Source organism: Bacillus hominis, assembly GCF_018332515.1.
Classification (GTDB): domain Bacteria; phylum Bacillota; class Bacilli; order Bacillales; family Bacillaceae_G; genus Bacillus_A; species Bacillus_A hominis.
In genome coordinates, this window is sequence record NZ_BOQD01000054.1 from 1 (window position 1) to 15483 (window position 15483).

Below are 15483 nucleotides of genomic sequence, written 5' to 3' on the forward strand. Positions count from 1 at the left end.
CTGCCCATAAACGCCCGATTGGTGTGGGCTAATAATCAGTGGGGGATGAACAAAAACCCCACCTTTAACTGAAGTTATAATTAATATTATACCATTAAAAAATCCCCTTATAGTAGACAGGAAAAGAAAGCACATTAACCTGTTTACTTACTATGGAGGGGATTTTTCTATGGGCAAAATTAGAGTAGCTTACGATGTAGAATGTAAGAAAAAAGCTAGTTGAAATCATACACGTAAAGAAAAGAATTGACTTACTTTAAATATGTAACTATAATAGTTACAAAATAACCATCAGTAATGGGAATGAGTAATATTTTTTTAATATAATTGTAACCATTAAAGTTACAACAAAAAGAGAACATAAAACAACCAAAAAATGTAAAAACTTTAAATAGCAATTTGAGAAAGGAGACGGAAATTTGAAACGGTTTAAGTTTTATATGATTAGTGGTATTGTGCTCGTTTTGCTTATAGTATGTAACTTCGTTGATAAGCCGATTGCGAAGGTTGGAGAAGTGAAAGATACTGTTATGATGAAGCTACATACGAAAGAGAGTATGGCGCAAATTGATGGGCAGACGATTTATTTTAAGCAAATTGGTGAGGGGAAACCGCCTTTACTTATGCTTCACGGGTTTGGTGGTTCTTCAGATGGGTTTAGTGATATTTATCCGGAACTTGTGAGAGACCATACGATTATTGCGGTTGATATTTTAGGGTTTGGGCGTTCTTCTAAGCCCGTTGATTTTCAGTATTCGTTTCCTGCGCAAGTGAATTTATATTATAAGTTAATGAAGAAGCTCGGATACGATCAGTTTGCGGTGCTCGGTCATTCTATGGGCGGAGAGATGTCCCTTAATTTAGCGTATTTATATCCGGACGCAGTCACTCATCTCATTTTAGCGGATTCTACAGGAATTGAATCTTTCCAGCAAAAAGACAGTTATGAAGTGCCGCCACTATCGACGGACTTACAAACTGTGACAGAGATTACGGATTATAATAAAAATGAAGTGAAAAATAGCCGCGATGATAAAGAGCATTATGATCAGCTTACGAAAATGAAAGAGCGCCGCATTGCGATGGAAGCTGATAAAATTAAGGTTCCGACTTTAATCATATGGGGACGACACGATAAGAGTGTTTCTTGGAAAAATGGTGAACTGTACCACGAGTTATTTGCAAATAGTACGTTTCATATTATTGAAAAAGGATATCACGCACCGTTTCGTCAAGAGCCGATTGAATTTATGGAATATGTACAAGCGTTCTTCGCGAAGAATCCACAATGAAAAATTTTAAGCATAAATCCACCTTTTTCCTCATACAGTGAAACTAATAAGGCTTGTCTAAGGAAAGGAATGAAGTGATTTGGAAACTTTACCATGGTGGGTTTATCTTGTAATTGTTGGGATTGTACTAAGTGGCTACATGGTTTTATATACTTCGAAAAAAGAGCAAGATATGGATAATGAGTTTATTGAAAAAGAAGGCGAAGTATATATGAAACGTTTAGAAGAAGAGCGAGAAAAACGGAATCAGGATAGTGATAAAGATTCGGTATTACTTTAATAGAAACTTGTAAAGAAGAGAAAGGGATTTCTCTTCTTTTTTATATGTTAGTTTGTTGGATGCTTCCTTTTAAATTAAGGTCGAATCAAGCTGTATTGGATTGTTAAGGCAGAAACCCTTGTATCCATAGGCATAGTAACCATTCAAAGCCCAATTCATACACTATGATAGAGGCTTTTTACTTAATAGTCAGATGAAAAAGGAGTGTAATGATGAAAAAACGTACTGTTAATGAAGCGGGAGGGAGTATACCACAGCCAATCCGTAGCGATGGAGCAGGTGCGATTGATTCTGGACCTCGTAATGTTATGCGGGATATTCAAAATCCGAATATGCTCGTTCCGCCTATAACTGATGCTGGATTAGTCCCTAACTTGAAATTTTCATTCTCAGACACTTCTATGATTTTAAAACACGGTGGGTGGTCTCGGGAGATTACTGTTAGGGAACTTCCGGTTTCGACTACGATTGCTGGGGTAAATATGAGTTTAACGGCCGGAGGAGTACGTGAACTCCATTGGCATAAACAAGCAGAATGGGCATATATGCTTTTAGGAAAGGCACGCATAACTGCCGTTGACCAAGAAGGGCGAAACTTCATTGCTGACGTTGGTCCAGGTGATCTTTGGTACTTTCCCCCTGGCATCCCGCATTCGATTCAAGGATTGGAACACTGTGAATTTCTGCTCGTTTTCGATGATGGACATTTTTCTGATCTATCTACCCTATCCATCTCCGATTGGTTCGCACATACTCCAAAAGAGATTCTATCGGCTAATTTTGGAGTACCAGAGAGTGCTTTTAACTCTATTCCTTCAGAGCAAATCTATATTTATCAAGGAGAGGTACCGGGTTCGCTTGAGAGTCAGGAAGTCCAGTCACCTGAAGGAGAAATTCCTTTAACCTTCAAGCACGAATTGTTAAAACAAACACCTATCAAGACCCCTGGTGGTAGTGTTCGAATTGTAGATTCTACGAATTTCCCTATTTCAAAAACAATCGCAGCAGCGCTCGTTGAAATTGAGCCTGGCGGAATGAGAGAACTCCATTGGCATCCTAACAATGATGAATGGCAATATTATCTTACTGGGCAAGGAAGAATGACTGTGTTTCTTGGGGATGGTGCAGCTCGCACATTTGATTATAGAGCTGGTGATGTCGGATATGTACCGTTTGCGACTGGACACTATATTCAAAACACAGGCAATGAAACATTATGGTTTTTAGAGATGTTTAAAAGTAACCGTTTTGAAGATGTATCGTTAAATCAATGGATGGCACTGACTCCTAAAGAAATAGTGGAAAGTAATGTACATGTTGGCCCGCAATTGATGGATTCCTTACGTAAGCAAAAATGGCCTGTTGTGAAATATCCGGGGTTTTCATATAATCCGAAATCGGATGAATGAAATGGAGATATACGCTATTCTTTCTGTAGAAGTATAGGAAGGGATAGCGTTTTTGTTTATGTGAGTAAATTGAAAGAAATTCCCCTACACTAGCTGTTCTTTTCATACAAATTGTGTACTATAAAGAATAGACGGAAAGGGGACATATAGAATGGAATTTCATGAACAAAAGATTTTGCCGGCAGTGAGGCAAATTAAAGATTTGGAAAAGCTATTACATAGTTCGTATGAGTATATTGTTATTTTAGATATTCATGTTGGGCAATTGAAGAGTGTTGTGTCACTTGCGAAGCAGCATAGTAAAAAGGTGTTTTTACATGTTGATTTGATCCATGGATTACAAAGTGATGGGCATGCGACGGAGTTTTTATGCCAAGAATATAAACCGTACGGGTTATTGTCAACAAAGGCGAGCGTAATTATGAAGGCGAAGCAAAAGGGTGTCGTCTCAATTCAGCGCATCTTTTTAATTGATTCTAGCGCAATGGAAAAGAGCTGTAATTTGCTAGAAAAGACGAAGCCGGATTATATAGAGGTGCTTCCTGGAGCGTTAACGGATGTGATTGCTGAAGTGAAAGAGCGTACAGGTGTACCGATTTTAGCAGGTGGCTTCATCCGTACTGTAGAAGATGTTGAAAGAGCTTTAAATGCTGGTGCGACAGCAATTACGACATCGAAAAAAGAATTATGGAAACATTACCAAAAAAAGTGACGGAAATGTGAAAAAATTATGTTGACACCGCTTTCACGAGAGGTTAACATTATAGACAAGTTAATAAACGTGACGGAGAAAAGAAGAGATCCACATTTTATTGTTTCTATATATATTATTATAGAAGCATGTAAGCTGTGGATCTTTTTCTTTTGAAAAAAAAACGAATGGCCATTCATTTTACCTCTATCACTTTTGAAAGCGTTTAAATTGATTGCGGAGGGATACTATGTCAGCATTTTTAGGAGAGTTAATAGGGACTGCGTTGTTAATCTTACTTGGTGGCGGCGTTTGCGCTGGTGTAAGTTTAAAGAAGTCGTTTGCGAAAGATTCTGGTTGGATTGTCATTACAATGGGCTGGGGCTTAGCAGTAGCGGTTGCAGCGTATGCAGTTGGATCAATTAGTGGGGCACATTTGAATCCGGCTTTAACGATAGGACTTGCTTTTAAGGGAGCGTTCCCATGGAGTGACGTACCTATGTATATCGCAGCACAAATGATTGGGGCAATTATCGGGGCAGTTCTTGTATATTTACATTACTTACCACACTGGAAAGAAACAGAAGATCCAGGAACAAAGTTAGGTGTATTTGCAACAGGTCCAGCAATTCCGAACACATTTACAAACCTTTTAAGTGAAATGATTGGAACATTCGTTTTAGTATTTGGTATATTAGCAATTGGAGCAAATAAATTTGCAGATGGTTTAAATCCATTTATCGTAGGTTTCTTAATTGTAAGTATTGGTTTATCATTAGGTGGAACAACAGGATACGCAATTAACCCGGCTCGTGATTTAGGTCCGCGTATTGCACACTTCTTCCTTCCGATTGCAGGTAAGGGCGGTTCAAACTGGAAGTATGCATGGATTCCAGTAGTTGGTCCCATTTTAGGCGGATCACTTGCAGGATTATTCCATCAAGTTGTATTTGAAGGAAAACAAAATGTGGCACTTATTTATGTGATTATTGCAACTGTGATTGTACTAGCAATCTCTTATATGACAAGTAAAAAAAGTGAAACTAATACAAATAGTAGAAAAGTAGCATAAGGGGGAAACCGATATGAAAAAATATATTCTTTCATTAGACCAAGGAACAACAAGCTCACGTGCAATTCTATTCAATAAAAAAGGTGAAATTGTTCATTCAGCTCAAAAAGAGTTTACACAACATTTTCCAAAGCCAGGTTGGGTAGAGCATAACGCACAAGAGATTTGGGGATCTATTTTAGCAGTTATCGCAACTTGCTTAAGCGAAGCAGATGTAAAACCAGAACAAATCGCTGGTATCGGTATTACGAACCAACGTGAAACAGCGGTTGTATGGGATAAAGAGACTGGCAAACCAATTTATAACGCAATCGTATGGCAATCTCGCCAAACAGTTGAAATTTGTGATGAATTAAAAGAAAAAGGTTATAGCGAAATGGTTCGCGAAAAAACAGGTCTTTTAATTGACGCATACTTCTCTGGTACGAAAGTAAAATGGATTTTAGATAACGTTGAAGGTGCTAGAGAGAAAGCAGAAAACGGCGAGTTATTATTCGGAACAATTGATACATGGCTTGTATGGAAATTATCGGGCGGGAAAGCGCACGTAACAGATTATTCAAATGCATCACGTACATTAATGTTTAACATTCACGACTTACAGTGGGATGATGAGCTTCTAGACATGTTAACAGTACCAAAGAGCATGCTTCCAGAAGTACGTCAATCATCTGAAATATATGGAGAAACAGTTGATTATCACTTCTTCGGTCAAAATATACCAATTGCAGGTGTAGCTGGTGACCAACAAGCGGCATTATTTGGACAAGCTTGTTTCGGTGAAGGTATGGCGAAGAACACTTACGGAACTGGTTGCTTTATGTTAATGAACACAGGCGAAAAAGCAGTTGCTTCTGAGCACGGTCTATTAACAACAATTGCATGGGGTTTAGATGGTAAAGTGAATTACGCATTAGAAGGAAGTATTTTCGTAGCAGGTTCTGCAATTCAGTGGTTACGTGACGGAATGCGCATGTTTAAAGATGCAAGTGAGAGTGAAGTGTACGCATCACGCGTTGAATCAACTGAAGGCGTATATGTTGTACCAGCATTCGTAGGTTTAGGTACACCATACTGGGATAGCGAAGTACGCGGCGCGATGTTTGGCGTAACACGCGGTACGACGAAAGAGCATTTCATTCGTGCAACGCTAGAATCTTTAGCTTACCAAACGAAAGACGTATTATGCGCAATGGAAGCAGATTCAGGTATTGAACTGAACACATTACGCGTTGATGGCGGAGCAGTTAAGAATAACTTCTTAATGCAGTTCCAAAGCGATATGTTAGACGTTCCTGTAGAGCGTCCAGTAATCAACGAAACGACAGCTTTAGGTGCAGCGTATTTAGCTGGTCTTGCGGTTGGATATTGGAAAAACCAAGACGAAATTAAAGAACAGTGGCATATGGATAAACGCTTTACACCAGCAATGGAAGCGGAAACAAGCGAAGAGTTATATGCTGGATGGAAAAAGGCAATTGAAGCAACTAAAGCTTTCAAATAATCATAAACAGTGTTATAATGGTGACAAGTTAATAATTCGGTAGGAGATTTGGAGAGACCACAACACGCTATAGAGGCGAAATCTATAGCGGAGTTCGTGGTCTCTTTTTTCGTTATCAAAGGGAGGAATTACCATGAAATTTTCAAGTAAACAACGTAAAGACGTATTAAACGGAGTAAATAAACAAGAGTTAGATGTGATCGTAATTGGTGGAGGTATTACTGGTTCTGGTATTGCATTAGATGGGGCAACACGCGGTTTATCAACGATTGTGTTTGAAATGCAGGACTTTGCAGCAGGTACATCAAGTCGTTCAACGAAACTTGTACACGGCGGTTTACGTTATTTAAAACAACTTGAAGTGAAAATGGTAGCAGAGGTGGGGAAAGAGCGTGCGATCGTATATGAGAACGGTCCCCATGTAACAACACCAGAGTGGATGTTACTTCCGTTCCATACAGGCGGCACGTTCGGGTCATTCAGTACATCAATTGGTCTTCGTGTATACGACTTCTTAGCAGGTGTAAAACGAAGCGAGCGCAGAAAGATGTTTAGCCGTGAAGAAACGCTAAATAAAGAACCTCTTGTAAAACAAGAAGGATTAAAAGGCGGCGGTTACTACGTAGAATATCGTACAGACGATGCGCGTCTTACAATTGAAGTAATGAAAGAAGCGATTGAACATGGCGCGAAAGCTGTTAACTACGCAAAAGTAGACAGTTTCTTATATAAAGATGGAAAAGTATGCGGTGTACGTGTAATCGATTTACTAGACGGAGAAGTGTATGAAGTTTACGGTAAAAAAATTGTAAACGCAGCTGGTCCTTGGGTAGATACACTTCGTGAAAAAGATAACTCTAAAAAAGGGAAAGTACTTCAATTATCAAAAGGTGTTCACTTAGTAATTGACCAAAAACGTTTCCCATTAGGGCAAGCAATTTACTTTGATACACCAGATAAACGTATGGTGTTCGCGATTCCTCGCGGAGGAAAAACGTACGTAGGTACAACAGATACGTTCTATGATAAAGACGCAGCTGTACCGCACATGACAACAGAAGATCGCACATATATCATTAATGCGATTAACTACATGTTCCCAAGCGTGAAAATTACGGAAAAAGATGTGGAGTCAAGCTGGGCTGGTGTACGTCCGTTAATTTATGAAGAAGGTAAGAATGCATCTGAAATTTCTCGTAAGGATGAAATTTGGACTTCTGAATCTGGTTTAATTACAATCGCGGGCGGTAAATTAACAGGATACCGCAAAATGGCTGAAATGGTAGTAGACTACGTAACGAACTTACTACAAAAAGAAGGTCACAGCTCATATCCGAAGAGCGACACGAAACATATGCCAATCTCTGGCGGACATGTAAGTGGTTCACACGGATTCCCGGCATTTATCGCGAAAAAAGCAGGCGAAGGTACGAAATACGGTTTAACGACAGCGCAAGCGGAAGAATTCGCGAAATTCTATGGCTCTAACGTTGACGTACTGTTCGACTTAGCGAAAAAACATAGAGACGAAGTGAAAGAATATAACATGCCGCTTGACGTTCTAATCCCGCTTGTATACGCAATGGATTACGAAATGACAGCAAAACCAGTTGACTTCTTCGTACGCCGCAGAGGCGCTGTATTCTTCAACATTCACTGGGTATACGAGTGGAAAGAAGCAGTAATTAACTACATGGCTGCGAAACTAGGCTGGAGCAAAGAAGAGCAAATGAAATACACAGCTGAACTAGAAAAAGCATTAAGAGATGCTGTAATTCCTGTAGATCAACAAGAACAGGCAGCTGCGTTAGCGTAAAATAGAGAACCACCTGAAGGGGAGCCTTTAGGTGGTTTTTTTATGGACTATTCTTCTAACTGTGTTGCATAACGACATATGTTGTTATACGATGTATATAAGGAGGTGGTATTGTTGGACAAAGAAATCTTGAAGGGCAGTATAGATATTTTATTACTTTCTATCATTGCAAAACGTGATACATATGGATATGAAATAGCCCAAAGTTTAAAGGATGCAAGTGAAGATTTGTATAGTATGGGACAGGGAACTTTGTATCCGGCTTTAAAGCGATTAGAAAAAAAGGAGTTTCTTGAATCTTATTGGAATGAATCTGAGAATGGGATGAAAAGGAAATTTTATACTATTACAGGTAAAGGGAAAAAAGAATTGCAGAAGAAATTGAACTCTTGGGAGCGTGTAACATCATTAATTCAAGCTTGTCAGAAAGGAGTTATTTATGAGTGAATTTGATGAGTATATTAAGTCTATTTTAGCTTATTCAGAACTTAGTAATATTGAACAGGATGAGCTATTTCTAGAAATGTATGACCATTTGAACAGCTTGAAAGAAGAATATATGGAACAAGGTATGAATGAAAAAGAAGCGATTTATAAAGCGATTCAAAGTTTTGGAGAATCAAAAGTTATTGGCTTAGGGATTAATCAATCGGTATACGAAGTTCCTAGGCCGTTAAAGGTATTATCAAAAATTTTATGTATTCCTTATATAATCATTTGTGTTATTGTCTTTATTGGAGCATTTATTTCAACTTCTACATTTGACTCTGTTCGTAGTTTGACAGGTGGGACTGTCTATCATTCCATTGAATTTTGGCAGCAATTTTTACATATATCTGATTTAGAAACGTTATTACAACTTTTTGGAATAACACTTTGGCAAGTTAAAGATTTTATTACGCATCCAGGTTTTTGGGGAAACTCAACTTATTGGTTAAGCGTTTTACAACATATAATATTAGTAGTTCCATTTGGATTTTTCGTTCCAGTGTTGATTAATAAAGTGACTAAATATAAGAAAGCTTGTAAGTGGTATGCTATGACCTTTCTTGTTTGGGAGATAGTACATTTACTAACTTTGTCTGATGTTTTTGATGTGTGGCGGATTGCTATAAATATGCTCGGTGCATCGGTAGGATATCTTTTATTTGTAAGCATGATACAAATGGATAATAAATTTAGTGCTATGCGAAAGAAGATATTTGAAAATTAACTTGCTATCGTGTAGTTAAAATTATATAAATTTAGCTTGATGGTAATAGAGTATCACTGAAAATATAGGCACTATATAGTGAGAGGATTTTTTATATTCGCAATAGGTGTTGTTCGTTGTTTATTCATACTGTTATGAAACGGGTGCATAATCAGTCTTTATGGGTGCTATAAATGATGACAGCGTCACAGCAAAACTAGAAAAAGCATTAAGAGACGCTGTAATTCCTGTCGATCAACAAGAACAGGCAGCTGCGTTAGCGTAAAATAGAGAACCACCTGAAGGAGAGCCTTTAGGTGGTTTTTGTTTTATTATGAATGCGCTAAAATATCGATTAAAGTGTTGTGTTTTACTCTTCCTAAAGAGAAATAAGCTTGAAATAAAGGTATAACAAAACGGTATGGACATAGCCAACCATATTGTTATAGATTTATCCCGTCTTGTTTTATTTTTTTCTTATTATTGGAGGTGTAAATATAAAGAAAAGCAAGAAGTCCATATAAGATTCCTCCTAACAAGAAAAACGGTTCAACAATTACCAATAGTAAAGAAAGGGATTCTGAGTCCAACAAGCTTTGAGTTATCCCTACGCCACCCCGCAAACCTAAAATCGCACATGCTCCCCATGCTGCAGTGAGCAACAACCAGGATGGAAATCTTCGTCCCCATGCTTGAACAAGTGCAAGTGCAGTAAATGCAGCAACTATACATAGAGCAATTGCAACTAGATTAATGATGAATAACACTTTGCCCATTGTCCTGCCTTCAAATCCTAAAGTACCTCCTGCCGCCCAGTAAATGTGGATTAACCCAAATAGAGCTGACCAAACAAAAGCTGCATAACCAGTAAAAAACAACCACTTCTCGATTTTGTCCGGCGGATGTTGATTATTGTTGTTTTTGATTGTAATAACTCCTTTCATTATGAGGGATAATAGAAGTCTTTTTCATTTTATAATTTATTATTATTAAATCCAATGAAAATGCGGAAATATTATGATTATATTTATGCGATCAGTTACTATATTTATATGTCCCTTTTATGGAACAAAAATCAATTAGGACTTTTTAACCAAGGAGCTAAAATGTAGGGGAAACACGAATACGGTAAATGATGTCAAAGTAGTAATTGGGGTAGCGCCACATGCCCATCAACCTAAGATTAAGTAAAAGTCCGTTCAACTAGATTTTTTCTGTTTTCTAAAGAGGTGATATCAGCTATCTAAAAATCTGCATACCAAATAAACCCTAACGGGTTTCATTTTTTTAATTAAGCTACATGATTATGAGTAAAGAAACAATTGTACATGACACCCAATATATCAAAGACTGTTTTCTTCTCATATCGATGAGATTTCCTTCCATTTTTCTGTAAAAAATTAAACAAACGAAGCAAGATTTTTGATAGTTCTTGAGTATCTTTTTGTAGAGCTTGATAAATAAGTAGAAAGTAATCTTTAATAATATAAACCGCTTTATATTCACTCAGCTCTCGTTTCTTCTTGGTGAGGAGTATTTGACGCATTTGAAACATGGTGGAGGAACAAAGAAGGATACTAATTAATTGTCCATATAAATGACATTCTAGCCGTTCTAATTTTACAGAATTACAATGATGAATACGAAAAAATGATTTCCATGTTTTAAATATCAATTCAATTTGCCATCGTAAGGAGTAAAAATCGTATACTTGTTCCCTTGGTAGGTATTCCGAAGGAATATTCGTAATGTAAAAGTTGATTGCACTAAGTCGCTTACTGCGTTCTTTATAGGTAATTTGCTTCTTGTGTTCTTTAGAAGCTAAGTCCTTTTGTCTACGTTTCATTTGTGTTTCAGTTAATTTATACAAAATAAGTCTTGCAGGAAGTTTTTGATACATTCCAATATAAATCTCAGGAATCTCATATGTTTCACCAGACTGTAATTGGTCAATAAATTGCTCCATATCTAGTTGGATGTACTCAGAATGCTTTTTTATGGTTCCATTTTGAAAGTATTCAGGCTCTCTATTCTTCTGATATATACGAGTATTAAGCTTTAATCGAGAAATAAAATAAGCACCACACTCGTCTATCGTATGCAGATCTTTCAAATCAAAATATCCTAAATCACGTATACATACATCGTGCGGTTGAAGAGACGTTAAGCAAGTAGAACCATAAGTTTTATCATTGTGCTTTCCAGATCCTACATGAACATGTAAAAACTGACCACTAAGTAAATCGTACTCTAGTTGAATTTTTACACCAGCACTATGACCACTACCTCCTGAACCTTGATACGTAGAAGCAAATTTATCTGGAATCTGAAAATGTGTAGAATCCAATACACGAATACTACGAAAATGGTTTGTATATAAAGTTGTAATCTTACTAGGTGTACAGAGTTGTTGGTGAAGTAAATAGGTTAATATTTGTTGTAAAAACTGCACAGCCCGGGCATTAAATCGTTGATTGAGTCCTTCTGGACTCATAGAAATACCTGTATTCGTTTCTAAGCGACTACATAATTGTGTCAATGACGTGTGAGCAACGTTTTTACTTAACCAAACACATAGGGCCACTAAATCTTGAGCACGGTATTTACTTTTTCGTTGAACAAATCCTATCTCTCTAGCTAACTGTTCTAAAACATGTGGTGACATATATCGTTGTAATTCTTTAGAAAACAATTCTAGCTCATCTAAAATCGATAAATTCATACAAAAACGCCATCCTTTCGTGTATGTGGTTAACAAAAGAATAGCGTTTTTTTACATATAAGGAATAGTCTAAATTGCTACCTGAATAATAAAGACAAAACATTATTAAATTCTTGTACTTTTTTTATTTGGTTCCAAGATCTTCTTTGAATTAATCACAATAAAATTTTCACTTCACATAGTTCATATTAGATGGTGTAAGGAATTTTTTAACCTGCAGTTTCTGTAGTAATTTCCATCCCATAAACCCAACTAAGAGGCCAACCAAATGAAAAATAATACTGGTAGTGTCAAAAGTACCTACTAACATGACAATATACAACAACTCAATGAATAAAGTTAATTTAACAAAGAGCATAAAAGCTGCTTTAGAAGAACGGAACCTATGAAATAGAATAGGAATTAAAAATCCCAATGGAATCAATAAGATAATCGGTTTAACTGCATGAGCTATCCAATAAACAGGTATGTTATACAGAAAAAGAGTATAGAAAGGTGTAATATCAATAAAAGTACGAAGCAACCACATTACATCATGATTTCTTGAAAATTGTTCAATGGTCCCAAGAAACCATTCACGCCCAACGCCATTTCCTAAGTACTGATACCAAATAAAGAACAATATATAAGCAACAAATAAAGACCATGCAGAACGCTTTATGAATTTTCCATATGGAAAAATAGATTTTTGAAGCTCCACTCCAATAGAATCTGGTTCTCCAAAATGTTGTATCGCCAATTGTTTTGCTTGCTCTATAGACATCCCTTTTTTAATATATTCTTCTTTTAAACTAGTGAGATGATCAAGTAATTCTAAAGCTAGTTCTTCTCGGGCTGACCTATCTAGATTAGTATTTTTCACAATACATTCTATGTAATTTTCAAAATCTTTCATGCGAAGTCTCCTTTCCTGCAAGCTTGAATAAGTGCAGTGATTTGTCCCCAATAATCTAATTTCTTCTCTAGTTCCTGCTTTCCAGCCACAGTAATCGAGTAAAATTTTCTCTTCATTCCTGTTTCTGATTCTCCCCAGTAAGATTCAATCAACTTCTTTTGTTCCATTCGTTTGAGTGCTGGATAAAGTGTACCTTGACTCATATGGTAAACGTCATTGCTTTGTTCTTTAAGTTTTTGAATAATTTCATAACCGTAAGTATCATGGTGAGAAATTATAGAGAGCACAAGTATATCAATACTTCCCTTCATCATCTCTTTGTCCATTTTTCCACCCCCTTAACCATATCGTAACACGACATATGTCGTAAAACAACATAACAGAATAGAAAATAACATCTCTCAGTATGAAAGATGCTAATAAGCGCTTAATTGAATGAAATTTTCTTTTTACTTGTTTTGGGTATATACACTTATCTTAGGTTGATGGGCATGGGGTAGCGCCAACAAAACGCGAATTTCGTACGCTAAGCAAAGTTATTAAAAGAAAAACCGTTTTTCTGAACAGGTGAGAGTTATACAGTATTGTAGGTGGAAAACATATCCAGATAATTCAAATCAGCTCAAATTATTTGACGTTGACTTTACTTTTTTGGTGCTTTGCATATCGATGGTAAATTCGTTGACCACGGTAGGACTTTGTTTCAAACCCACACAAGAAAAATAAGATTACCTGCACACTAAAAAGTATAGCGAACAGGTAATCTAGGTTAGGTGTTTTGAGATTAATGAAAGCTAATTTATTTTTTGGATTCTTCCATCAATAATAGGCTGAATTGGTTCTTTTGCTTGTTTTATATAATCTACTAATGCTTCAAAATCAGTTGGTCCTGTTTCAGCGTCTTTCCCATTTTTAAAGGACACAAATCCATCTCCACCTGAAGCTAGAAATGCATTCGCAACAACGCTGTAAGTTTTAGAAGGAATAATTTCTTCTCCATTTGTTAAGCGAATACTTGTGACTTTTTCTCCATTTGGCTTGTTCGCATCCCAAGTGTATTGGATCCCTGAAATTTGAAGCATTCTTGTGATGTCTTTTTGCCATTGTTGATTTAAAATATCACGTATGTCTTGACCCGTTAAATTAACCTTTATTAATTGATTTCCGAATGGTTGAATGCCATATATTTCTCCCCATGTAATATCACCAGCATCTAAGTCATTACGAATACCACCAGGGTTCATAAGAGCAATTTGGGATTGCATTGTTGCACGCTGGGCATCAGCAACTAAATTGCCGAGAGTAGATTCACCAGCCGTATTTAGTTTGCGATCTAGTGGAGTGGTAGACTTACCAATAACTTCATTGACAAGAGGTGCGATTTTAGCTTGATACTTCTCCATCTTCTTCTTTATTTTTTTATCAGGCTCTATGCCTTCATGGTAAGTTGTAACAATTTCTGCTTTTTTCTCGACAATATCTTTTGTCTTACGATCAATCTTTACATCAACATCAGCAAAAGCCATTCCATAAGAATTTGCTTGTACGACAAGTTTATTATTAACAGTTCCATTTACATAGGTGTGGCTATGCCCCCCAAAAATAACATCGACTTCTGGATCAGTCTCATTTGCTAATCGGACGAGATCACCATTTGTTACGCCATTCTCATCTGTTGTACCTCCGTTATGCGCAAGAACAACGATAGATTTAACGCCTAGTTCTTTCAATTGCTTTACGGATTTGTTAATGGCTTCAACTTCATCTGTAATTTCTACATTCTTTAGCATAGTAGGCATAACAACGTTAGGAACATCTGTTGTTACGACTCCGATAAAGCCAACAGGAACTCCTTGTACCTTTTTTATAGTAAATGGTGGTAAAAATAGACGCCCGGTGGATTTATTATAGAAATTTGCGGCAACATATGGGAATTTTGCTCCTTTAAAATTCCCTGTTTTTTCATGGTATCCACCATAAATAAGGCGGTGCATTTCTTCAACACCTTCATCAAATTCATGATTTCCGATGGTTCCGACATCAAATTTTAAATCGTTTAGAAATTCAATCGTAGGTTCGTCTTGTAATAATGCTGAAACAGGAGGACTTGCTCCAACGATATCGCCCGCATGAACCTTTAATGTATTTGGATTTTGTTTTTCACGATCACGTAAATAAGCCGCTAAGTACTCGATTCCCCCTGCATCTTTATTGTTAATTTTCTTTACAGTGTCTAGTTGCCCATGAAAATCGTTAATACCGAGCATTTGTACATCTATGTAGCGGTTTGGTTCTGTATTTGTTTGAGCCGAAGGCGCAGCAAATACACTTGAAAAAGTAATTGTACTTAATGCTAAAGCAACTGGAATGATTTTTTTCAACATAAAATTTTCTCTCCCCTTATTACAATCTGACATCATATGATACAATCTGACATCATTCGATATAATTTTAATAGATTAAGAAGATTATTTCTATAAAAATTCTACTAATTATAAAAATTAATAAGATTTTATTGTTTTCTGACAAAAGACTTCTTCCTCAAAAATGTGAAACACTAATTTTAGGTGGGAGATGGATATCGGTATGCGCTACATAAATTGTTAAATA

The 15483-nt window shown here is 36.7% G+C and carries 14 protein-coding genes; 9 read left to right on the plus strand and 5 right to left on the minus strand.

Annotated elements, in window-relative coordinates:
* Positions 1-419: 419 nt before the first annotated feature.
* The 9 genes from KI356_RS07525 (at position 420) to KI356_RS07565 (ending at position 9277) form a co-directional block, all read left to right on the plus strand.
* On the plus strand, positions 420-1292 hold the full coding sequence (locus KI356_RS07525; protein WP_212935148.1) for an alpha/beta fold hydrolase: 873 nt from the start codon (positions 420-422) through the stop codon (positions 1290-1292).
* Between the two features lie 79 nt (positions 1293-1371).
* Positions 1372-1572, plus strand: coding sequence for a sporulation YhaL family protein (locus KI356_RS07530; protein ID WP_000449223.1), 201 nt, complete (start codon positions 1372-1374; stop codon positions 1570-1572).
* A gap of 212 nt (positions 1573-1784) precedes the next feature.
* Positions 1785-2981: an oxalate decarboxylase family bicupin gene (locus KI356_RS07535; RefSeq protein WP_212935149.1), complete on the plus strand. Its 1197-nt coding sequence runs from the start codon at positions 1785-1787 to the stop codon at positions 2979-2981.
* Positions 2982-3132: 151 nt separating this feature from the next.
* On the plus strand, positions 3133-3693 hold the full coding sequence (gene glpP / locus KI356_RS07540; RefSeq protein WP_000394295.1) for a glycerol uptake operon antiterminator GlpP: 561 nt from the start codon (positions 3133-3135) through the stop codon (positions 3691-3693).
* A gap of 229 nt (positions 3694-3922) precedes the next feature.
* A complete protein-coding gene (gene glpF, locus KI356_RS07545; protein WP_128282054.1) occupies positions 3923-4744 on the plus strand; it encodes a glycerol uptake facilitator protein GlpF in 822 nt (273 codons plus the stop codon).
* 13 nt (positions 4745-4757) lie between these two features.
* The gene (gene glpK / locus KI356_RS07550) at positions 4758-6248 is read left to right on the plus strand and encodes a glycerol kinase GlpK (RefSeq protein WP_212935150.1); all 1491 of its coding nucleotides are present in this window, start codon (positions 4758-4760) and stop codon (positions 6246-6248) included.
* A 133-nt stretch (positions 6249-6381) separates the two neighbouring features.
* Positions 6382-8064, plus strand: a complete 1683-nt coding sequence (glpD, locus tag KI356_RS07555) for an aerobic glycerol-3-phosphate dehydrogenase (RefSeq protein ID WP_128282056.1) — start codon at positions 6382-6384, stop codon at positions 8062-8064.
* Between the two features lie 114 nt (positions 8065-8178).
* Entirely contained in the window at positions 8179-8511 is a 333-nt protein-coding gene (locus tag KI356_RS07560; protein WP_128282057.1) for a PadR family transcriptional regulator, read from the plus strand.
* A complete protein-coding gene (locus KI356_RS07565; protein WP_212935151.1) occupies positions 8504-9277 on the plus strand; it encodes a VanZ family protein in 774 nt (257 codons plus the stop codon). The genes KI356_RS07560 and KI356_RS07565 overlap by 8 nt, the downstream gene beginning before the upstream one ends.
* A gap of 422 nt (positions 9278-9699) precedes the next feature.
* Here KI356_RS07565 and KI356_RS07570 read toward each other — a convergent pair whose 3' ends face one another.
* From KI356_RS07570 to KI356_RS07590, 5 genes are all read right to left on the minus strand, one after another.
* Entirely contained in the window at positions 9700-10200 is a 501-nt protein-coding gene (locus KI356_RS07570) for a DUF3995 domain-containing protein (protein ID WP_212935152.1), read from the minus strand.
* Between the two features lie 347 nt (positions 10201-10547).
* Entirely contained in the window at positions 10548-11978 is a 1431-nt protein-coding gene (locus tag KI356_RS07575; protein ID WP_212935153.1) for an IS4 family transposase, read from the minus strand.
* A gap of 169 nt (positions 11979-12147) precedes the next feature.
* On the minus strand, positions 12148-12873 hold the full coding sequence (locus KI356_RS07580; RefSeq protein ID WP_212935154.1) for a VanZ family protein: 726 nt from the start codon (positions 12871-12873) through the stop codon (positions 12148-12150).
* Positions 12870-13199 carry a PadR family transcriptional regulator gene (locus KI356_RS07585; RefSeq protein WP_002161817.1) on the minus strand — a complete coding sequence of 110 codons (330 nt, stop codon included), beginning with the start codon at positions 13197-13199 and terminating at the stop codon, positions 12870-12872. Before KI356_RS07585 ends, KI356_RS07580 begins: the two co-directional genes overlap by 4 nt.
* Before the next feature lie 468 nt (positions 13200-13667).
* Entirely contained in the window at positions 13668-15257 is a 1590-nt protein-coding gene (locus KI356_RS07590; RefSeq protein WP_212935155.1) for a bifunctional metallophosphatase/5'-nucleotidase, read from the minus strand.
* Positions 15258-15483: the final 226 nt, after the last annotated feature.